Source organism: Rhodoplanes sp. SY1 (assembly GCF_046000175.1).
Classification (GTDB): Bacteria; Pseudomonadota; Alphaproteobacteria; order Rhizobiales; family Xanthobacteraceae; genus Rhodoplanes.
In genome coordinates this window covers 76100-96127 of the sequence record NZ_JBEOMB010000038.1, presented here as the reverse complement: position 1 = coordinate 96127, position 20028 = coordinate 76100, and the positions used below count along the sequence as shown (strand labels likewise).

General features: G+C 71.6%; 14 protein-coding genes and 1 pseudogene. 9 read left to right on the top strand and 6 right to left on the bottom strand.

The features are described from left to right. The first annotated feature begins 467 nt into the window (after positions 1-467). Positions 468-1388: a sulfite oxidase heme-binding subunit YedZ gene (locus ABTU92_RS11330; protein ID WP_408090609.1), complete on the top strand. Its 921-nt coding sequence runs from the start codon at positions 468-470 to the stop codon at positions 1386-1388. Here ABTU92_RS11330 and miaA read toward each other — a convergent pair. Next, positions 1273-2217 (bottom strand): tRNA (adenosine(37)-N6)-dimethylallyltransferase MiaA, encoded by a 945-nt coding sequence (gene miaA / locus ABTU92_RS11325; protein ID WP_408090607.1) that lies wholly within the window; start codon positions 2215-2217, stop codon positions 1273-1275. The genes ABTU92_RS11330 and miaA overlap by 116 nt on opposite strands. Before the next feature lie 204 nt (positions 2218-2421). On the opposite strand from miaA, the gene ABTU92_RS11320 reads away from it, so the two are divergent. Together ABTU92_RS11320 and ABTU92_RS11315 are read left to right on the top strand one after the other, a co-directional pair. Then, positions 2422-3573 carry a PQQ-dependent sugar dehydrogenase gene (locus ABTU92_RS11320; RefSeq protein WP_408090605.1) on the top strand — a complete coding sequence of 384 codons (1152 nt, stop codon included), beginning with the start codon at positions 2422-2424 and terminating at the stop codon, positions 3571-3573. 381 nt (positions 3574-3954) lie between these two features. Then, a complete protein-coding gene (locus tag ABTU92_RS11315; RefSeq protein ID WP_408090603.1) occupies positions 3955-4614 on the top strand; it encodes a hypothetical protein in 660 nt (219 codons plus the stop codon). Between the two features lie 33 nt (positions 4615-4647). Here ABTU92_RS11315 and ABTU92_RS11310 read toward each other — a convergent pair whose 3' ends face one another. After that, positions 4648-5595: an NAD-dependent epimerase/dehydratase family protein gene (locus ABTU92_RS11310; protein ID WP_408090601.1), complete on the bottom strand. Its 948-nt coding sequence runs from the start codon at positions 5593-5595 to the stop codon at positions 4648-4650. Positions 5596-5805: 210 nt separating this feature from the next. Between ABTU92_RS11310 and ABTU92_RS11305 the strand changes: the two genes are divergently transcribed. Both ABTU92_RS11305 and ABTU92_RS11300 read left to right on the top strand, forming a co-directional pair. Then, positions 5806-6357, top strand: coding sequence for a DOMON-like domain-containing protein (locus ABTU92_RS11305; RefSeq protein WP_408090599.1), 552 nt, complete (start codon positions 5806-5808; stop codon positions 6355-6357). Between the two features lie 19 nt (positions 6358-6376). Next, the gene (locus tag ABTU92_RS11300; RefSeq protein ID WP_408090597.1) at positions 6377-7579 is read left to right on the top strand and encodes an exo-beta-N-acetylmuramidase NamZ domain-containing protein; all 1203 of its coding nucleotides are present in this window, start codon (positions 6377-6379) and stop codon (positions 7577-7579) included. A gap of 16 nt (positions 7580-7595) precedes the next feature. Here ABTU92_RS11300 and ABTU92_RS11295 read toward each other — a convergent pair whose 3' ends face one another. Then, the gene (locus tag ABTU92_RS11295; RefSeq protein WP_408090595.1) at positions 7596-7730 is read right to left on the bottom strand and encodes a hypothetical protein; all 135 of its coding nucleotides are present in this window, start codon (positions 7728-7730) and stop codon (positions 7596-7598) included. Positions 7731-7813: 83 nt separating this feature from the next. On the opposite strand from ABTU92_RS11295, the gene ABTU92_RS11290 reads away from it, so the two are divergent. Together ABTU92_RS11290 and serB are read left to right on the top strand one after the other, a co-directional pair. Further along, complete coding sequence (locus ABTU92_RS11290) at positions 7814-9034, top strand: DUF1015 domain-containing protein (RefSeq protein ID WP_408090593.1); 1221 nt, start codon at positions 7814-7816, stop codon at positions 9032-9034. 17 nt (positions 9035-9051) lie between these two features. Further along, positions 9052-9954 (top strand): phosphoserine phosphatase SerB, encoded by a 903-nt coding sequence (gene serB, locus ABTU92_RS11285; RefSeq protein ID WP_408090591.1) that lies wholly within the window; start codon positions 9052-9054, stop codon positions 9952-9954. Between the two features lie 243 nt (positions 9955-10197). Here the strand turns inward: serB and ABTU92_RS11280 are convergent, their stop codons facing one another. Further along, the gene (locus ABTU92_RS11280) at positions 10198-13785 is read right to left on the bottom strand and encodes a DUF3971 domain-containing protein (RefSeq protein WP_408090589.1); all 3588 of its coding nucleotides are present in this window, start codon (positions 13783-13785) and stop codon (positions 10198-10200) included. Positions 13786-14241: 456 nt separating this feature from the next. On the opposite strand from ABTU92_RS11280, the pseudogene bcp reads away from it, so the two are divergent. Together bcp and ABTU92_RS11270 are read left to right on the top strand one after the other, a co-directional pair. After that, positions 14242-14742: pseudogene (bcp, locus tag ABTU92_RS11275) on the top strand (thioredoxin-dependent thiol peroxidase); the annotation flags it as partial. Between the two features lie 628 nt (positions 14743-15370). Continuing rightward, positions 15371-16585, top strand: a complete 1215-nt coding sequence (locus ABTU92_RS11270; RefSeq protein WP_408090633.1) for a M23 family metallopeptidase — start codon at positions 15371-15373, stop codon at positions 16583-16585. A 261-nt stretch (positions 16586-16846) separates the two neighbouring features. Here the strand turns inward: ABTU92_RS11270 and ABTU92_RS11265 are convergent, their stop codons facing one another. Further along, positions 16847-18460, bottom strand: a complete 1614-nt coding sequence (locus ABTU92_RS11265) for a glycosyltransferase family 39 protein (RefSeq protein WP_408090587.1) — start codon at positions 18458-18460, stop codon at positions 16847-16849. Between the two features lie 211 nt (positions 18461-18671). Further along, entirely contained in the window at positions 18672-20024 is a 1353-nt protein-coding gene (locus tag ABTU92_RS11260; RefSeq protein WP_408090585.1) for an aspartate aminotransferase family protein, read from the bottom strand. Positions 20025-20028: the final 4 nt, after the last annotated feature.

The following is a 20028-nucleotide window of genomic DNA, read 5'->3' as shown; positions in this document are numbered from 1 at the left end:
CTCCGCCTCGTGTCTCGCCTCGGCCGTCGGCCGGTCTCTCGGGACAAACTGTGGTTCGGGTTCGGTAAGGTTCGGCAGGTCGCCAAGTGAGTCGCTGAGTGCCCTGCCGTCAGGCATGAAAAAAGGGCCGCCAGGGCCCTTGTGTGCAGCACGCCATCCCGGCCGGATCGTTCAGGACGATCCCCGGATGGCGCGCCCGCCTACGATGAGCAGCGAAACAATATTGCGCATGATCGATCTCTTCGCGTCTAAAGTTGCCGGCCTTATAGAGGAGCCCCCTTGCGGGGTCAAGGACGTAACACCGCAAATCCGCGCTTCGTATGACGATTTCGAGTGCGCCCCGCGGCGCCGGCGGCGGCCGGCCCCGCTCCGGCGATCGTGACCGGCCGTGTTCGCGTGCGGCGCCGCGTCGGACTTGCCGAAGTGGCCGCCGACCGTCAGGGTCGCCCCCACCCCCGAGGTTCTGCATGCCCTTTCTGCGTGAGCGCAACGGCCGCTGGTCGGCCCCGAAGATCGTCGCCTTCGTCCTCGTCTGCCTGCCGGCCCTGTGGCTCGCCTGGCTGACCGCCACGGGCGGGCTCGGGCCGCGGCCGTTCAACGAGGCGATCCACCAGACCGGCTCGTGGGCGGTGCGCTTCCTCCTGCTGTCGCTCGCCGTCACGCCGGCCCGGCGTATCTTCGGGGCGCCCAAGCTGATCCTGACGCGGCGGACCATCGGGGTGGCGGCCTTCGCCTATGCGGCCCTTCACCTGACGCTCTACGGCTTCGACCAGAAGCTCGACATCGTGAAGATCGCCAGCGAGATCGCGCTGCGCGTCTATCTCACCATCGGCTTCGTGGCTTTCCTCGGCCTGACCGCGCTGGCCATCACGTCCACGGACGGCATGGTGCGCCGCCTCGGCGGCCCGCGCTGGCAGGCGTTGCACCGCCTCGCCTACCCGATCGCCGTGCTGGCGATCCTGCACTTCCTCATGCAGACCAAGCTCGACGTCACCGAGTCGATCATGATGGCGGGCTTTTTGGCGTGGCTGCTGCTCTACCGGGTCGCCTACCGCACTGTCGGCGACCTCGGCCCGCTGCGGCTCGGACTGCTCGCGATCGCCGCCGCGATCATGACCGCGCTCGGCGAGGCGGCCTGGTACGGCGTCACCACGGGGGTCGACCCCACGCTGGTGCTCGCCGCCAATCTCGACGTGTCGTTCGGCCTGCGTCCGGCCGCCTGGGTGCTGGTCGTCGGCCTCGCGGTGGCGATCCTGGCCGCGCTGCGCGCCGTTATTCCGTTCGGCAAGATCCCGTCTGGAAAGCCGCTGCGCGGCGGAGCAGATCGTCGCGCGCCACTTCCGGCGCGAGCCACGGCCAGTCCGGGAGCTGGTGGCGGAACCAGGTGAACTGGCGCTTGGCGTAGTGGCGGGTGTCGGCCTGGCCTTTTTCAACCGCGGCCTCGCGCGAAAAGGTGCCGGAGAGATACGCCAGCAGGCCCGGTACGCCGTGCGCCCGCATGGCCGGCAGGAGCGGGTCGAGGTGTCGCGCCCCGAGCGCCCGGACCTCCTCCAGGGCGCCCTCCTCCATCATGCGGACGAAGCGCGCGTCGATGCGGGCGTAGAGGGTCGCGCGGTCCGGCGCCAGAAAGGCCGTGAGCACCCGGGCCGGATCGAGCAGCGGCGGATCGGTCTCGCCATGCCAGGCCGACAACGGCCGGCCGGTCGCCAGCAGCACCTCGAGGGCGCGGGCGACCCGCAGCCGGTCGCGCGGCTGCAGGCGGGCCGCCTCGCCGGCGTCCTCCGCGGCGAGCGCCGCATGAAGTCCCTCCGGCCCGAGTTTTTCCAACGTGTCACGGACCTGATCACGGATGTCCGACGGCACCGGCGGCACCCGTGACAGGCCTTTCGTCAGCGCCTTGAAGTAGAGCCCGGTGCCGCCGCAGAAGATCGGCAGGCGCCCCGCCGCCCGCACGTCGGCGAGCACGGTCCGCGCATCGCGCAGATAGTGGCCGACGGAGAAATTCACCGCGGCATCGACGTGGCCGTAGAGGCGATGCGGCACGCGCGCCTCCTCGTCCGGCGTCGGGCGTGCCGTGATGATGCGCAGATCGCCGTAGACCTGCATCGAGTCGGCGTTGACCACCACGCCGCCGAGCGTTTCGGCCAGCGCCAGCGCGAGCGCCGACTTGCCGCTCGCGGTCGGTCCGGCGATCAGGATGGCGTCGAGGTCGGACATTCTTTTCGCGCGGGAGATCGGGCCGGGGAACCATCGAGGCGGTGGGCCGCCCCCTTAGCACAGGCCGGCCCGTCACGCTGCCGCCGCAGAAGGCGAAAAGTCTTCGACCGGACCCGACTGCGCGCGCGAACGCCGCACGGTCGGAACGCCCCCTCCAGCCTCGGGTTGAGATCGGATCACCGCGACCACGAACAGGAGCCCCCGATGCGACCGCGATCGACCGCGACCGCCCTTTTCGCGCTCGCCCTGCTGACGGGCGGACTGCTGTCCGGCGGACCGGCAGCGGCCCAATCATCGAGCGCTGCCGAGCGCCGCATCGACAGCCGCTCCGGGCCGCTGCTGGTGCGCACGGTCGCGGGCGGGCTCGACCACCCGTGGGGCCTCGCCGTGCTGCCCGACGGCCGCATGCTGGTCACCGAGCGGGCCGGCCGGCTGCGCATGGTCTCGCGTGACGGCACCGTCTCGCCGCCCCTGAAGGGCGTGCCGGCCGTGTTCGCCCAGAGCCAGGGCGGCCTGCACGACGTCGCTCTCGATCCGGACTTCGCGAACAACCGCACCGTCTACATCACCTATGCGGAGCCGGGCGACGGCGGCGCCGGCGCCGCGGTGGCGCGCGCCCGGCTCGGCGACGGCGCGCTGGAGGACGTGCGGGTGATCTTCCGCCAGCTCCCGAAGGTCTCGGGCGGCAACCATTTCGGCTCGCGCATCGCCTTCCGGCGCGACGGCACGCTGTTCGTGACGCTCGGTGAGCGCTTCAAGTTCGATCCCGCCCAGGATCTCGGCACCCATCTCGGCAAGGTGGTGCGGATCCGCCCCGACGGCTCGGTGCCGGACGACAACCCCTTCGTGAACCAGAAGAACGTCCGCCCGGAGATCTGGTCCTACGGCCACCGCAACCCGCTCGGCGGCGCCATCCACCCCGACACCGGCGTCCTGTGGACGACCGAGATGGGGCCGCGCGGCGGCGACGAGCTGAACATCCCGCAGGCTGGCAAGAACTACGGCTGGCCGCTGGTGAGCTGGGGCACGCATTACGACGGCCGCCCGATCCCGAACCCGCCGACCCGGCCGGAGTTCGCCGACGCGGTCCGCCACTGGACGCCGGTGATCTCGCCCTCGGGCATGACCTTCTACACGGGCGACCGCATCCCCGGCTGGCGCGGCAGCCTCTTGATCAGCGGCCTGACCGCGCGCGGCCTCGTCCGCCTCACGCTCGACGGCGAGGCCGTGGCGGCCGAGGAGCGCATCCCGCTCGGCACCCGCATCCGCAATGTCCGCCAGGGCCTCGACGGCGAGGTTCTGGTCACCACCGACGAAGACGACGGCCGCATCCTGCGGATCACCCCGGCGGAGTGACCCCGGGGGGATGCCCGGACCGCCGGACGACTGCACGGACCACCTCCCTCGACGCCCTCGGCTTGATGAAAACGTTTTCACCACCGTCCGGTGACCGACTGGCGTCCACCTCCGCAGGGCGGGGCGATGTCACTGGACGGTGCCGGGCCTCCCGGCAGCGCTGTCGTGCCGCATCCTCGTTCGGCGTGAATGCTGAGACTTTTCGGCGCCGAGTCGCGTCCAGGACGGGCCGCCGCAAGAAATTGAGAGGTAATACGGAACTGAGTTGCCGCGCTCGGATTGAATCTCCCGACCGCAAAACCGTCACGAGAATCGGGAATTGATGCGAGATAACGAAGTCGGAATGCCGGAAGTCTGACGTCACCCCCGATGGAGACCACGATGGACCAGCATGCACCTCTCGACCAGGCGGTCGAGACCGTCCCACCCCCGATCGTGCTGGCGCCAGGCGAGGCGCCGCCCAGCGTTCCGGACGACGCCGATCCGGCCCCCGGCGTCTTCACCATCGGGCAATGGGTGCCGACCCCGCCGCCGCGCCGCCGGGCGGCGCCGAACGACCCCGGACGCCCGCTCCCGGTCCCCGGCGCGGACGCGACCGCCGCGGCCGCCACGGCGCCGGCCGGTGTCGATGTCTTCCAGCGGAACACCGCGATGGCGCGGAACATGCTGGTCGTCGGCGCCGAGATGACGACGCACATGAACGCCTGCGCCCGCGCCCATCTCGACATGGTCGCGCGCTCAAACGCCGAACTCCTCGGGGCGGCGCTGCGCGCCTCGACCGACTTCTCGGAGTGGACGCGCCGCTATCTCGATGTGCTGTCGGGCGACCGCATGACCGCCTTCATGCGCCATCGCACCCCTCAGCATCTCGCGCTGCTCCAGGCGGAGGCGTTCCACACCGGCCTCGAGACGATGCTGGGCTGGGCCCGGACGGCGGCCGAGCGGGCCACCGCCGAGCGGCAGGCCAGGGCCGAGCGCCTCGCCGCGGAGCGGGACGCCGCCGCGCGAGCGGCCGCCAAGGCCGGCAGCGCCGCCGCCTGACCCGCGCCGCGGCGGCGCGTCGAAATCCTCGCGTCAGGGCGTCTCGCGCGACAGCCGCGCGAGGCCTTCGGGCGTGGTCACGGTCGGCCTCCAGCCGAGCGCGGCCAGCGCCGAGGCGTCGACCACCAGCGGCTCGGCGAGGCGGCGGAACGTTTCGGTCCGCCCGGTGACGGCGCAGCCGACCCGCAGCAGCGACGCCGGCACGGGCAGAAGCCCGGGGGCGCGGCCGAGCCCATGGCGCAGCGCCGCGATCATCTCGGCGACAGTGAGAACCTCACGGTCGGCGACCACGAAGGCGCGGCACAGCGGCTCGGGATGCGCCAGGACCGCAGCGACGGCGGTGGCGAGGTTCTCCACCGCGAGCAGCGAGCGGCCCGCCGTCACGCCGCCTAGCGGCAGCGGCCACGGCGTCCGGGCGAGGCGCAGGAGCCCGGCCATGTTGCCCCGCACGCCCGGGCCGTAGACCAGGACCGGACGCAGCGCCACCCAGTCGATATCGAGCCCGGCCAAGCCCTCCTCGGCGGCGAGCTTGGAGCGGCCGTAGTCGGATTCGGGTGCCGGCGGGCTCTCCTCGGTGACGACACCCGGCGCACTCGGCCCGGTCTGGGCCCGGATCGAGGAGAGAAAGACGAAACGCTTCACCCCGGCGCGCTGCGCGGCGCGGGCGAGCGCGACCGTCGCCTGCGTGTTCATGGTCCGGTAGTCGTCCGCCGGCGTGCCGGTGAGGCCGGTCTGGCCGGAAAGGTCCGGCGAACCGGGTGTCAGCGCCGCCGAGTGGACGATCGCGTCGACGTCGGCGAGCGCCGCCGCCATGTTCTGCGGCCGCGCGATGTCGCCGATCACGGCGCCGGTGGCGCTCGCCGGCAGCTCGGCCGGCCGCCGCAACAGCGCCCGCACCCGGAACCCCTGCGCCGGCAAGGCCGCGAGCAGATGCCGCCCGATGAATCCGGTCGCCCCGGTCAGCGCGATCAGCGGCGCCATGCAGCCCTCCCGATCCGAAAAGTCCGGCGCACCGACGGTACGGAGGCGCGGTGCAGATTATGTGGCGACCACGACCTCCCGCGTCGTCATGGCCGGGCTCGTCCCGGCCATCCACGCCTTCGCTGTCCGGCCCATCCGAAAGACGTGGATGCCCGCGACGAGCGCGGGCATGACGGGTCCGAGACTGCCGATGCGGTATACGATCTCCGAATGCGCCTGCCCTTGCACCCCCACCCCGCCACGCCCTGCCCGGCCGTCGACGCCATCACGGTCGAGGTCGTCCGCCCCGCGCCCGACCGGCTAATGCTGACCTATGGGATCGCCGGCCGCGTCGACGCGCTCCGCTGGCCGGCGCCGACGGCGCCCGCCCGCGCCGACGGCCTGTGGCGGCACACCTGCTGCGAGGCCTTTTTCCGGGACCACGGCGGCGAGGGCTATCTGGAGTTCAACCTGTCGCCCTCGACCGCCTGGGCCGCCTATCGGTTCGATGCGTATCGCAGCGGCATGCGCGAGGCCGACGACGTCGCGGCGCCGGCGATCGAGATTCGTCGCGATGCAGGCCGAGTCACGCTGCGGGCGACGCTGACGCTCGGACACCTGGCGACGACGTCGGCCGATGCGCCCCTGCGGCTCGGCCTCTCGGCCGTCATCGAGGACACGGACGGGCGCCTCGCCTACTGGGCGCTGGCGCACCCGCCCGGACGACCCGACTTCCATCACGCCGACGGCTTTGCGGCTGCGCTGCCGCCCTGTACAGCATGAGCCGTCGAGGTGTGAGCTGATGAGATTCGGAATCGACCGGCTGCTCGCCGATCCGTCGCTGCGGGCGCCGCTCGCCGGGCGCCGCGTGGCGCTGCTCGCCCATCCGGCGTCGGTGACGCGCGACCTGACGCATTCGCTCGATGCGCTCGCCGTCTGTGGCGACGTGCGGCTGACGGCGGCCTTCGGGCCGCAGCACGGGCTGCGCGGCGACAAGCAGGACAACATGGTGGAGTCGGCCGACTTCACCGATCCGGTGCATGGCATCCCGGTGTTCAGCCTCTACGGCGAGGTGCGACGGCCGACCGACGCCATGATGGACACGTTCGACGTGCTCCTCGTCGACCTGCAGGATCTCGGCTGCCGCATCTACACGTTCGTGACCACGCTGCTCTACGTCCTGGAAGCGGCCGCGCGCCGCCGCAAGGCCGTGTGGGTGCTCGACCGCCCCAACCCGGCCGGCCGCCCGATCGAGGGACTGACGCTGCGCCCCGGCCAGGAGAGTTTTGTGGGCGCCGGTCCTATGCCGATGCGGCATGGGCTCACGCTCGGCGAGATGGGCGCCTGGTTCGTCGCGACGAAAAAGCTCGACGTCGAGTACCGCGTCGTCGCGATGGAGGGCTGGGCCCCCGAGGCCGCACCCGGCTTCGGCTGGCCGCTCGGCGAGCGGGTGTGGGTCAACCCCAGTCCCAACGCCCCGAACCTCGCGATGGCGCGCGCCTATGCCGGCACCGTGATGCTCGAAGGCACGACGCTGTCGGAAGGGCGCGGCACGACCCGCCCGCTGGAGCTGTTCGGCGCCCCCGACATCGACGCCCGCGCCGTGCTGGCCGAGATGGCGCGACTGGCACCGGAGTGGCTCGCCGGCTGTGCGCTTCGCGAAATCTGGTTCGAGCCGACCTTCCACAAGCACGTGGGAAAACTCTGCCACGGCGTTCACGTCCACGCCGAGGCGCCGGTCTACGACCACGCCGCGTTCCGGCCCTGGCGGCTGCAGGCGCTCGCCTTCAAGGCGATCCGAACGCTCTACGGCGACTATCCGCTGTGGCGCGTTTTTCCCTACGAGTACGAGCTCACACGCCTCGCCATCGACGTCATCAATGGCGGCCCGGACCTGCGCATTTGGGTGGACGACCCGGCCACGACGCCGGCCGACCTCGACGCCCTGACCCGGCCCGACGAGGACGCCTGGGCCGAGGCGCGGCGGCCGCACCTGCTCTATTGAAAAGACCAAGCCTCCGTCATTCCGGGGCGACGCGCAGCGTCGAACCCGGAATCCAGCCCAGGCCGTGGAGTTCGCCGCTGGATTCCGGGTTCGCGCCTTCGGCGCGCCCCGGAATGACCCGGATCGAGGCCATTTCGGCCGAACGCCGCACCGAACGGCAACTCTCTCCCTTCCCCCGCGCGTCCGAGGTGCTAAACCGGGGCCGAAAAAACGACCCCCCGTCGGAGAGTTCCCGTGCCCCTGGTCCAGCCCTTCCGTGCCCTCCGCCCCGCGCCGGGTCGTGCCGCCGAGGTTCTGGCGCCCCCCTACGACGTGCTGTCGAGCGACGAGGCTCGCACCCGCGCCGCCGGCAAGCCGTGGAGCTTCCTGCACATCTCCAAGCCGGAGATCGACCTCGATCCGGGCATCGACCCCTACGCGCCCGCCGTCTACGCCAAGGCGCGCGAGAATCTCGACCGGATGATCGAAGAGGGCGTGCTGATCCGCGACGACGTGCCGGGCTATTACGTGTACCGGCTGACCTGGCGCGACCGGGTGCAGACCGGCCTCGCGGTGGCCGCCTCGGTCGCCGACTACGACACCAACCGCATCCGCAAGCACGAGCTGACCACGCCGGCCAAGGAGGACGATCGCGTCCGCCAGATCGACGCCGTCGGCGCCCAGACCGGCCCCGTGATGCTCGCCTATCGGGATTGCGACAGCCTCGACGCGCTGCTCGCCCAGGTCACCCAGACCGAGCGCGCCGTCGACGTCACGGCCGACGACGGCGTGCGCCACGAGATGTGGGTGGTGGACGGACCCGAGACCGTAGCCCAGCTCACCCGAACCATCGACGCGCTGCCGAACCTCTACATCGCCGACGGCCACCATCGCTCGGCGGCGGCCTCGCGGGTCGCCGCCGAGCGCGGCGGGCCGGGGTCGCACGGCCAGTTCCTCGCCGTGATGTTTCCCGACCACCAGATGACGATCCTCGACTACAACCGGCTGATGAAGGATCTCAACGGCCGAACGCCGACGGAGCTGCTCGCCGCGCTCGGCGAACGCTTCGACGTGACGCTCGCCGACGGCCCGGTGCGCCCGGCCGCGAGCCACGAAGTCGGTCTGTTCGTCGACGGCGCCTGGTACGCGCTGACCCTGCATCCCGAGCTGGTGCCGGCCGACGACCCGGTCGGGCGGCTGCCGATCACGCTGCTGACGAAGAACGCGATCGAGCCGCTGTTCGGCATCACCGACCAGCGCCGCGACAAGCGCATCGACTTCGTCGGAGGCGGTCGCGGCGTCGAGGAGCTGGCCCGGCGCGTGCAGGCCGGCGACGCGGCGGCGGCCTTCTCGCTCTACCCGACCCAGATGGTCGACCTGATGGCGGTCGCCGACGCCGGCGAGATCATGCCGCCGAAATCCACCTGGTTCGAGCCCAAGCTCGCCGACGGCATGGTCAGCCACGTGCTGGATTGAGGCGGGCCGCTTTCTCCATGACCCACGTCGCCACCCTGATCGTCGATCCCGCTTCGCCCGACCTCGATGGCGGGACGGCGGCGCTGGCGCGCACCGCGCTGCCGTCGCCCGGGCTGCCCGACTGGCTCGCCCCCGGCATCGCGGTCGACCTGCCGTTCACGCCGCGCGGCGCGCTCGACGAGCGGGCGCTCGCGACACGGCTGCGTGAAATCCTCGCGCCGCGGCCCATCGACGTCGTCGTCCAGCCGCTCGCCGACCGGCGCAAGCGGCTGCTTCTCGCCGACATGGACTCGACCATGATCGGTCAGGAATGCATCGACGAGATCGCCGACATGATCGGCCGCAAGGCTCATGTCGCGGCCATCACCGAGCGGGCGATGCGGGGCGAGATCGCCTTCGAGCCGGCCCTGGTCGAGCGCGTCGCGCTGCTCGCCGGCCTGCCGCTCTCCTTCATCGACGAGGTGATCGAGACCCGCATCACCATCACGCCCGGGGCGCGTGCGCTGGTGCGCACCATGGCGGCGAACGGCGCCCACACCTGCCTCGTCTCCGGCGGCTTCACGCTGTTCACGGCACGGGTCGGCGCGACGATCGGGTTCGCCGAGCATGTCGGCAACATGTTGGAGATCGGCCCCGACAAGCGCCTCACCGGGCGCGTGCTGCCGCCGCTGATCGGCCGCGAGGCGAAGCGCACCACCCTGCACGAGCGCCGTGAAAAGCTGCGCCTCGCCCAGCACGACACCATGGTGGTCGGCGACGGGGCGAACGACCTCGCGATGATCGACGAGGCCGGCCTCGGCGTCGCCTATCACGCCAAGCCCGCCGTCGCGGCCGCCGCCGACGCCCGCATCGACCACGCCGACCTCACGGCGCTGCTCTACGCACAAGGATATCGGGCGAGCGAGTTCGTCGAGGCGTGAGGCGGGGGTCGGCGCCTTGCGTCGCTGGTGGGAGCCGAAGCAGCGTCCCGCTCGTCGGCCGCGTGCCCCGGACAAGGCGCATCGGGCCGCAGGCCTGATGCGCCGCCGAGCCGGGGCCCAGGGGCGGCACGACGGGCCGCACGACGGGCGGCACGACGACCATCTTGCCTGATCGCCCCTGGGTCCCGGTTCGCGGCGCGATGCGCCGCGCCCGGGACACGAGGCTCACGGCACGACGGAGCCTCACTGAATCGCCGAGCGCACGTCCGGCGCGGTGCCGCCGCGGTCGCCGCCGGACAGCGTGCTCGGGAACTCGAAGAACTTGCGCAGCACGCCGGGCGCCACGGCCGAGATCGGGTTGACGCGCAGCACCGGCGCGCCGGGCGTGCCGACCACCTCGTAGGTGACGCCGAGCAGGCCTTCCTTGTCGCCGCCGCCGAGGAACAGGCCGACGATCGGGATCTGGCCGAAGGCGTTGTTGAGCCCGTAGAGCGGCACGAAGGTGCCGCGCATGCGCACCTCGTTGGCGGCGAAGTCGAGCGCGCCCTCGAGCGTCGCGCCGACCATCGGGCCGCGCACCACGCCGTCGCGCAGCGTCAGCCGGCCCGGCGACTTGGAGAACTCGACCCGCATGCGGGAGAACTCGACGCCCGGGTTCTGCATGCCGGGCGCCCCGGACGCGGCGACGCGATCGAGCGAGGCCTCGCCGCGCACCCAGAAGTCCCGGACGTTGAGGACGCCCTCCTTCGGCCGCTGGTCGGGGCTCGGCGGGTCCATGGCGACCCACATCTGGCCGCCGAACATGCGCGGATAGACGTCGGTGAACCGGAACAGCGCGCCGGCGTCCTTGCTGTCGACATAGATCACCTGGCCGCCGCCGCCGACGCGGCCGCGCAGGTCGCCGATCAGCGCCGCGTCGGCCCCGATCTTGGCGGAGAGGTTGAAGGCGTCGATCCTGCCGCCGCGGCGCACGAGCTTCAGGTCGACGGCGCGCAGCGCCTCGCCGTTGAAGCCGGCGAGCGCGCCGATCTTGGCGTCGACGTCGAGATCCATGGTCGGGCTCTGGCGCTTGGGATCGTGGCTCGAGCCGCCCATCACCGACTTGACGAGGCCGCGCCCGTCGAACACGTCGCCCCGGATCGTCACCTTGATCAGGCCGTCGGCGCCGCGCTCCGCCTTGAGGGTCGCCTTGTCGCCGTCGGAGAGGCCGAACACCGGGAACGAGGCGGCCAGGAAGTCGCCGTTCGGATCGATCTCGACGCCACCCTTCACGCCGACGCCGGCGCCGTCGACGCTCAGATCCTCGAAGCGCGCCGCCTTGCCGCGGCCCACATAGGTGAACACCGCCTTGGCCGGCTTGCCGGGCGGCTTGGTCCAGCCCGGCAGCAGATTGTCGATGCGAGCCGGGCCGAGATCGGTCTCGACGAGGAGCCGGTTGTCCTGGTCGGGGTTGGACGCGAGCTTGCCCGTGACCTTCAGCGGGATCGGGCCGGCGACGACGTTGCCGACGTCGAAGCCGAGCTTGTTGCGGGCCGCGTCGTCGAGTGTCGCGGTCAGCCGCAGCTCGGCATCCTCCTCGCCTTTCGCCTTCTTGTACTCGATCGCCGCCGGCACGCCGCCGACCTTGACGTCGCCCTTGACCTGGTAGCCCTGTTGGGTGGCGGCGACCCGCAGCGTCTGCGCCTCGAGCTTCTGGGACAGCGCGAACTTGTCGACGCCGAAATTGGTGACGTCGGCCGCCACCGTGTAGTTGAACGTGCCGGGCGGCGGATCGGACTCGATGCGGGTCGAGACCGTCACCTGCGCGCTCACGGTGCCGCGCACCGTGGCGGGGTCGAGCGGCACGCCGGCGCTCTCGCGGATGTGGTCGAGGGCGAGGAACTCGGCCGCCGCCGGCGCCGGCCCGTCGACCCGCGCCCGCACCTTGGCGGGCGGCTTCGGCCCGTGCGAATCCGGCACCTCGATGAGCCCGTTGGTCACCGTCATGCGGCGGCCCGACGGCAGCTCGGCGACGCCGCGGCCGAGCGCGACGGCGATCTGGCGGCCGCGCACCCGCATCACGAGGTCGGACTCGCGGATCGGCGGCAGCGCCTCCATCAGCTTCACCTGGGTGCCGTTGGTGACGATCTCGATCGAGAGACCGTCGTCCGGCACCGGCGGGCCGCCGGCCCGTAGCGTCGAGAGCGGCGCGTTGGTGGCGATCTCGATGCGGTCGAGCGTACCGCCCGCCATGTTGTCCATCACCCATTCGCGCACCGGCGGGTTCACGAAGGGCGGCCAGATGCGCTTGAACGAGGTGGCCGACATGTTGCGGGCCGCCATGCCGACGACGAGGCGCGGATCGCCGGTCGCGAGATCGACGAAGCCCGACATCGCGACGTTGACGTCGCCGCCGCCGGCCTCGCCGTGCTGGATGTCGAGGCGGCGGGCCGCCGGATCGAAGCGGCCGCGGATCAGGACGCGGTTGACCAGCAGCGGGTTCTCGCCGTCGGCGGCCGAGCCGAGCACGACGCTGCCGCCGCGCAACGCGAGCTGCCACGGCTTGCCGGCCGCGGCCGGCGGCTCGGCCTGGCCGATCAGCGTCATGCGGGTGGAGCCGGAGACCAGCTGGAACGGCGTCACGATCATGCCGCGCGCGGCATCCCACTCCAGGCTCGCCTCCATGCGATCGACCGTGACGCGGTTCAGCGCGTCGCCGATCTCGCCGATCATGCCGGGGCCGGCGAGCAGGCGGCCGCTGGCGAAGCTCGGCACGCCGTCGGCGCCGATCTCCGCCTTGAGGCTCGCGGAGATGGGCAGGTCGGACTCGACGCCGCCGTCGAGCCGCAGCGCCATCAGGATGTCGCGTACCGAGACCTTGCGGGCCTCGACCCGCACGGCGCGCGTCCCCTGCGGCGTCGTCTTGACGGCGCCGACCACGACCCAGGGCTTGTCCGGATCCTGCGAGCCGAGCGTGACCGCCAGCTCGCCGGGCTGCGGCCGGGTCATGCTGACGTGGATGTTCTCGAAGCGCGACTGGCGGCCGCTGCGCTGGTCGTCGACGACCAGGTTGCCACTCTTGAGGCCGACCTCGGTGAGGGCACCGCCGTCCAGCCCGAGCTTGCCGAGGCTGTCGATCCAGGCGAGCACGGCCGCGAAGCTCTCGGCGGTGCCGCGCTGCGGCTCAGCCGATCCGTTGACGTCGGCGGCGATGCCGCCGGTCGGCGGCTCGGCCTTCAGCCCGACCGGGGTCGAGCCGGCGGCGGCGAGCACCGGCGAGGTGGCGATCGGCCGCTTGTCGGCGCCGGCGAACACCGTGACCTTGCCGTCGGTCTCGACCCGCAGCGCGATCTCGGCGCCGACCAGGCTGATGCTCTCGGCGCGCGGCCGGCCGGACAGCAGCGTCCCGGCCGTGAAGCCGGCCTCCGCCTTCGGCGCGGTGGCGACCACGGCGCCGTCCTGATCCTTGACGACGATGTCGCGGATGCGGACCGCCATGCGGCGGCCCTCGTCGAGCTCGATGACGGTGCCGCCGACCTCGACCTGGTAATTGTTCCCGAGGTTCTCGGCGATCGCCGCGGTGAGCCACGGGGTGGCGATGTCGAGCGGGATCGGCCCCATCGTCAGCCGCCACCACAGGCCGCCGCAGAGGAGGCCGACGAGCAGCACCGGAACCCCGGTGGCGAACAGGCAGACCCGGGTGGCGCGCCGGCTGCACGTGTAGACGACGGCCCGGCGGGCATGCCAGGCGGCGCCGCGCAGATCGAAGGCGAGAAGGTGGCGCAGCGCCGCTTCGGCGGCGAGCTTGGCCGAGCTCGTCGCGCCCATCCCGAAGGCGGCGCAGCCGGCCACGAAGCGGCGGCCGAGCGGCTGCGGGCCGGGACGATCGCAGCGCGTCGGCGCGCTTCCGGTAGGCGGGCGGACCGTGGACGACGCGGCGCCGCTCGAAGCGGCGTGAATGGAATCGGCAGGAGCAGACCGAGAAGAAGCAGGCTGGGAATAAGCAGACTGAGAAGGTGCAGACTGAGAAGGTGCAGACTGAGCGGGGGACAAATCTGCGGTCCGGTCGGCCCGGTCGCCGCACACGCGGGCCCGGGCGGCCTCCGCACACTTGTGCAGATGCAGGCTCGCCTCCAGGCTGCGCAAGGCAGCGAGTTTCGGACTCAGATCCCTGTCCGCCATGCGTTCTGGACGGCCCCGCTCCCTACCCGCACAATGCCCCTTCGCGGTTCCGGCGAGGCGGACGCGACGCCCGACACATCGGTCGCTCAGTCAGGGACTTATTCCAGATAACCCCAAGCGCCAAAGAGCGCTTCGAAAGCGTCGAAAGGAAGGCATATGCCCGTGAAGCTGCGCGAAGGCGATCCCGCTCCCGACTTCCGGCTGCCGCGCGACGGCGGCGGCGAGGTGTCGCTTTCCGACTTCGCCGGCCGCAAGCTGGTGTTGTACTTCTACCCCAAGGCCGACACCCCCGGCTGTACCCGCGAGGCACAGGCCTTCTCGGCCGCCAAGGCCGCCTTCGCCAAGGCGAAGACCGACATCCTCGGCGTCTCGGCCGACCCGGTTAAGAAGCAGGACGCCTTCGTGAAGAAGCACGCCCTCACGATCCCGCTCGCCTCCGACGAGACTCACGCGATGCTGGAGGCCTACGGGGTGTGGGGCGAGAAGTCCATGTACGGCAAAACCTTCATGGGAATCACCCGGACCACGGTCCTGATCGGCCCGGACGGCCGGATCGCCCGCCTCTGGCCCTCCGTGAAGGTCGACGGCCATGCGGACGAGGTGCTGGCGGCGGCGAAGGCGCTCTAGCCCGACCGGAGCAGACCCGAGCGGTATCGGCGCGATTCGCGGGCATCGAAAATTCCGCGATATCGCCGTGATTCGTTTGGGAATTCTTTACCATGCAGGGGGACATTCGAGGCTCGTCCGGGCCGGCACCAAAGCCGGCCCGCAGGGAGCGTGAATGTCTCATCGGGCCCAACACGATCACGGCCAGCGTGACCGGTCGATTCACGACCGCGCCCCGGCCGAGCGTCCCCGGGAGGCGCACGAGCGCGCCGCGCATCATCCCACGGCACACGCCGCGACGCCGCGCCACACCGAGCAGAATCATCGCCACGCCGAGGTCTATGCCGAGCTGATCGCCGCCCATCGCGGCGCGCACCATGAGCATCCGGCGAGCGCCGGCCACCGCCGCGGGCGGCCCGACTGGTCGCATCCGGCCGAGGAGCCGACCCACCACCACCCGGCGTCGGCCGCGCCGCCGCCCGCGCGGCCGCATCCGCATCAAGCTCCGCAGCAGCATCAGGCTTCGCCTCGGCATCAGGCTCCGCATCCGGCGCCCCGTGCCGCCGCGACCACCCGGTCCGGCCGGCCGGCCCATGCGGCCGCGGCGCCGAAGCGGCAGCCCTTCACGTTCGGCTACGGCCGCCGGCAGGTGAGGCTCGGCCCGGTCGCCTTCTGGACCGTGGTCGGCACGCTGACCATCATGGCCGGCTGGTCGGTGGTGACGGCCACCTACTTCGCCTTCCACGACGACGTCGTCGCCCGCATGGTGGCGCGCCAGGCCGAGATCGAGGCCGCCTACGAGGATCGCATCGCCGAGATGCGCTCGCAGGTCGACCGGGTGACGACCCGCCAGCTCCTCGACCAGGAGCAGTTCGAGCAGAAGCTCGAGCAGGTGATCCGCCGCCAGAGCGTGATCGAGAGCCGTGCCGGCGCCCTGGGCGGCATCGGCAATGCCGGGGCCGCGGCCGGGTCCGACGTGACGGGTTCGATTCGGGCGCCCGGCCGCGGCCTCCCGGCCGAGCCGGCGACGCCCAAGGCTTCGCCGATCAGCGACACCGTGATCTTCAAGACCCCTCCGGACCGTCAGGCGCGGCTCGAATCCCGCCAGCCGCCGATGGCGCTCGCGGCGGCGGCGAGCCGCAACGTCCTGCCCGGCATCGAAGGCAAGATCGCCCGCCTGCACGGCGCGCTCGATCGCCTGGAGGGCAAACAGACCGCCTCGCTCGCCTCGCTGGAGGAGACCTACGAGACGAAGGCGAAGCGCATCCGCGGCGTGCTCGCCGATCTCGGGCTGGAACGCGCGGTGCCCGGCGGACGCGCCGAGCGCGACGTCGGCGGGCCGTTCGTGCCGTACCGGCTCGCCTCGGTGCAGCCGGTGTTCGAGCGCCAGGTGCAGCGCGTCCGCCTCGCCCGCGAGCAGGCCGAGCGGCTGACCCGGACGCTCGCGACGATCCCGATCCGCAAGCCGGTCGCCGGCGACGTCGACTTCTCCTCCACGTTCGGCGTGCGTCTCGACCCGTTCCTCGGCCGCCCCGCCATGCACACCGGCCTCGACTTCCGCGGCGGCGTCGGCGAGCCGATCCGCGCCACCGCCAACGGCACCGTGGTGTCGGCCGCCTGGAACGGCGGCTACGGCAAGATGGTCGAGATCGAGCACGGCAACGGGCTCACGACGCGCTATGCGCACATGTCCGAGATCCTCGTCCGCCAGGGCCAGAGCGTGAAGATCGGCCAGGTCATCGGCCGCCTCGGCTCGACCGGCCGCTCGACCGGCCCGCATCTGCACTACGAGACGCGGGTCTCCGGCGAGGCGGTCGATCCCCAGAAATTCCTGCGCGCCGGCCTGCGCATCGGCGCGCTGTGAGCGGCGCAGCGCCTGTCGCCTGACTCCACCCTCATGGTGAGGAGCGCGACGCAGTCGCGCGTCTCGAACCATGTGGCCGAGGCAGCGGCCGTCCTCGCCCGTCGAGACGCCGCCTTCGGCGGCCCTCAGGGTGAGGACGGAGAGGACGTCACCCCACACTCCGCTCATTTCCGCGGAAGCAGGAATCCAGGGCCACTCGTCGTGCCGCCCCTGGGTCCCCGCCTTCGCGGGGACGAGCCGGCTGCGGAACGCGCGAACTGATCACTTCGCCGGCGGCACCGGCGCCGGCGGCGGCACCGTGCCGGGCGGCAGGATGATCAGCGGCGCGCCTTCGGGCGGCACGATGGCGTATTGCAGGACCACGGGCGCGACCTTGCCGCGGGCCTGGCGCGGCAGCGTCATCCGGCCCCGCACGGTGGCGCCCGGGAAGGTCTTCATCCACTCCGGCACCAGCCCTTCGCCCTGCGGCTCCCACACGATCACGACGCCGCGCCGCTTCACGTCGGCCATGTCGATCCACGGGCTCAGCTCCGGCTTGCCGTGGACGATGACGTGCGGCCGGGTCGGCCCGTAGACCGCGACATTGTTGGCGGCGAACTCGGTGCCGGTGACATAGGCGAGCGGCTGGCCGGTCTTCTCGAAGAAGTCGCGGGTGACGATATCGGCGAGCCGCCGGCCGGGGAACTGCGTCGCCTTCGGCCGGTCGCGCAGCAGCGGCTCGACCTCCTCGGTCAGCACATAGGCGAGCGGCATGATCACCAGCACGGCGACGACGCCGAGCGCGAAGCGGATCAGCCGGACGTCCTCGAACACCACGCCGCGCCAGGCGACCACGGCGAGCGGCAGCACGCTCCACAGCGGATAGCCCCACATGGCGACCGGCAGGCGGCCGAGCAGGATCGCGACCAGCGTCGTGACGGCGAACGGCCCGAGCGCCATCCAGGCGAGGAAACGGCGGTCGAAGGCACCGGGGCTGATCACGTTCGGATCGACGTCGCCCAGCGTGAGCGGCCTCTGGGCGCCGGCGTCGGGGCGCAGTGGATAGAGCAGCGCGAGCAGCGCCAGCGTCGGCAGCAGGAAGCCGAGCTGCCCGAACGTCCATTGCAGCGGATACCAGGCGAACTGCCACCACTGCGCCGCGGTCTTGGCGCGCACGTCGACATAGCGGAACGGCAGGAAGTCGCTCTCCACCAGCGCCCAGGCATTCGGCGCGATGACCAGCGCGAAGGCGAGCGCCATCAGATAAGGACCGGGCGTCTTCCAGGCTTTTCGCGCGTCGCGGTCGACCAGCAGGAACAGGCCGAGCGTCGCGGCGAGCGCGAAGGCGGCGTATTTGGACCAGAAGGACAGAGCGAGAAACACGCCCGCCAGCGCCCAGCTGATCAGCCGCGCGCGCGTCTCGTCGCGCGTGAGGGCGCGGTGGAAGAGCAGCATGGTCAGCGCCCAGAACGGGAGCTGGCACTGGTCGTGCGCGAACTTGATCACCGAAAAATTGAAGAAGTGCAGGCCTTCCAGCGCCAGCACGGCGACGAGCGCCGGAAAGCCGCCGACGATGTCCTTCCCGAGCCGCCACACGGCCCACATCGCCACGGCGGACGCGAGCGGGCCGAGCACGTAGATCATCCGCACGTCGCCGGTGAGCTGATGGAGCCCGGCGGCGATCCACCACGGCAGCGGCGGATGCTTCCAGTAGACGAGCTGCCACTCCTTGCCGAGCGCCAGATCCTCGGCGAGGTCGAGCTGAAGGTTGGCGTTGAGCAACGCCGGCATCAGCGTCCACACCAGCACATGGCCGACCAGGACGACCAGCAGCACCTCGAACGGCTCGCGCCGCGCGTAGTCGACGAGGCCGGCGAGGCCGGTGCGCTTGCTCATGGGGAACTCCAGACACCGACGCCAGTCTTCACCTCTCCCCGCACGCGGGGAGAGGTCGGATTGCGCGCCGCAGGCGCGGAATCCGGGTGAGGGGGCGTGTCGTGGATACGGAGGCGCCCCCTCATCCGACTCGCCGCTTCGCGGCGAGCCACCTTCTCCCCGCGAGCGGGGAAAAGGAAAGACGGCGCCGTTCTGTGGACCACGACGCCCCTCATCCCACCGCCCGAATGATCCGCGCCGTCTTGTCGACGATCTCGCCGATCTCGTCCTCGGTCACGATCAGCGACGGCGACAGGGCGATGGTGTCGCCGGAGACGCGCACGATGGCGTCCTGGCGGAAGAAGCCCTCGTCCATGGCGGCGTAGCCGCGTCGGCCCGGCCCGTCCGGATGCGGGGCGAGGTCGATGCCGGCCGCGAGGCCGACGGTGCGGATGTCGAGCACGTTGGGCAGGCCCTTCAGGCTCATCACGGCGTCGGCGAATTTTCCTTCCAGCGCGGCGCTGCGAGCGAACAGATCCTCGTCGCGGTAGAGATCGAGGGTCGCGAGGCCGGCCGCGCAGGCGAGCGGATGCGCCGAGTAGGTGTAGCCGTGAAACAGCTCCACGGCGTGCTCGGGACCGGTCATGAACGCATCGTAGATCCCCCGGCGCACGATCACGCCGCCCATCGGCACGGTGCCGGACGTGACGCCCTTGGCGAACGTGATCATGTCGGGCACCACGCCGTAACGCTCCGCCGCGAAGCACGGCCCGAGCCGCCCGAAGCCGGTGATCACCTCGTCGAAGATCAACAGGAGGCCGTGCTTGTCGCAGATCTGGCGCAGCCGCTGGAGATAGCCTTTTGGGGCCGGCAGCACGCCGGTCGAGCCCGCCATCGGCTCGACGATCACGGCCGCGATGGTCGAGGCGTCGTGCAGGCCGACGAGGCGTTCAAGCTCGTCGGCGAGATGCGCGCCCCACTCCGGCTCGCCCTTGGTGAAGGCCTGTTTTTCGCGATTGTAGGTCGTCGGCAAATGGTCGACGCCGGCCAGCAGCGTGCCGAACATCCTTCGGTTGGGCACGATGCCGCCGACCGAGATGCCGCCGAAGCCGACGCCGTGATAGCCGCGCTCGCGGCCGATCAGCCGCGTCCGCGCGCCCTGCCCCCGGATGTTGTGATAGGCGAGCGCGATCTTGAGCGCGGTGTCGACCGCCTCCGAGCCCGAGTTGCAGAAGAACACGTGGTCGAGGTCGGCCGGCGCCAGCGCGGCGATGCGCGACGCCAGCTCGAAGGCGCCCGGATGGCCGTGCTGGAACGCCGTGACATAGTCCAGCTCGCCCGCCTGGCGCTGGATCGCCGCGACGATGGGCTCGCGGTTGTGGCCGGCGTTGCAGCACCACATCCCAGCGATGGCGTCGATCAGGGTCCGCCCGTCGACGGTCGTCACCCGCATGCCCTTGGCCCGCACCACCAGCCGCGGCGATTGCTTGAAGGCGCGGTTGGCCGTGAACGGCATCCAGTAGGGCGCAAGATCGTTGGGCACGCCCGCGGCGGCGCTCGCGGGGGTGTTCGGGGCGACCGGCATGGCC

Excerpts from the sequence above, each read along its gene's own strand:
- ABTU92_RS11330 (WP_408090609.1), top strand. The coding sequence starts at position 468 with ATGCCCTTTCTGCGTGAGCGCAACGGCCGCTGGTCGGCCCCGAAGATC.
- miaA (WP_408090607.1), bottom strand. The coding sequence starts at position 2,217 with ATGTCCGACCTCGACGCCATCCTGATCGCCGGACCGACCGCGAGCGGC.
- ABTU92_RS11320 (WP_408090605.1), top strand. The coding sequence starts at position 2,422 with ATGCGACCGCGATCGACCGCGACCGCCCTTTTCGCGCTCGCCCTGCTG.
- ABTU92_RS11315 (WP_408090603.1), top strand. The coding sequence starts at position 3,955 with ATGGACCAGCATGCACCTCTCGACCAGGCGGTCGAGACCGTCCCACCC.
- ABTU92_RS11310 (WP_408090601.1), bottom strand. The coding sequence starts at position 5,595 with ATGGCGCCGCTGATCGCGCTGACCGGGGCGACCGGATTCATCGGGCGG.
- ABTU92_RS11305 (WP_408090599.1), top strand. The coding sequence starts at position 5,806 with ATGCGCCTGCCCTTGCACCCCCACCCCGCCACGCCCTGCCCGGCCGTC.
- ABTU92_RS11300 (WP_408090597.1), top strand. The coding sequence starts at position 6,377 with ATGAGATTCGGAATCGACCGGCTGCTCGCCGATCCGTCGCTGCGGGCG.
- serB (WP_408090591.1), top strand. The coding sequence starts at position 9,052 with ATGACCCACGTCGCCACCCTGATCGTCGATCCCGCTTCGCCCGACCTC.
- ABTU92_RS11265 (WP_408090587.1), bottom strand. The coding sequence starts at position 18,460 with ATGAGCAAGCGCACCGGCCTCGCCGGCCTCGTCGACTACGCGCGGCGC.
- ABTU92_RS11260 (WP_408090585.1), bottom strand. The coding sequence starts at position 20,024 with ATGCCGGTCGCCCCGAACACCCCCGCGAGCGCCGCCGCGGGCGTGCCC.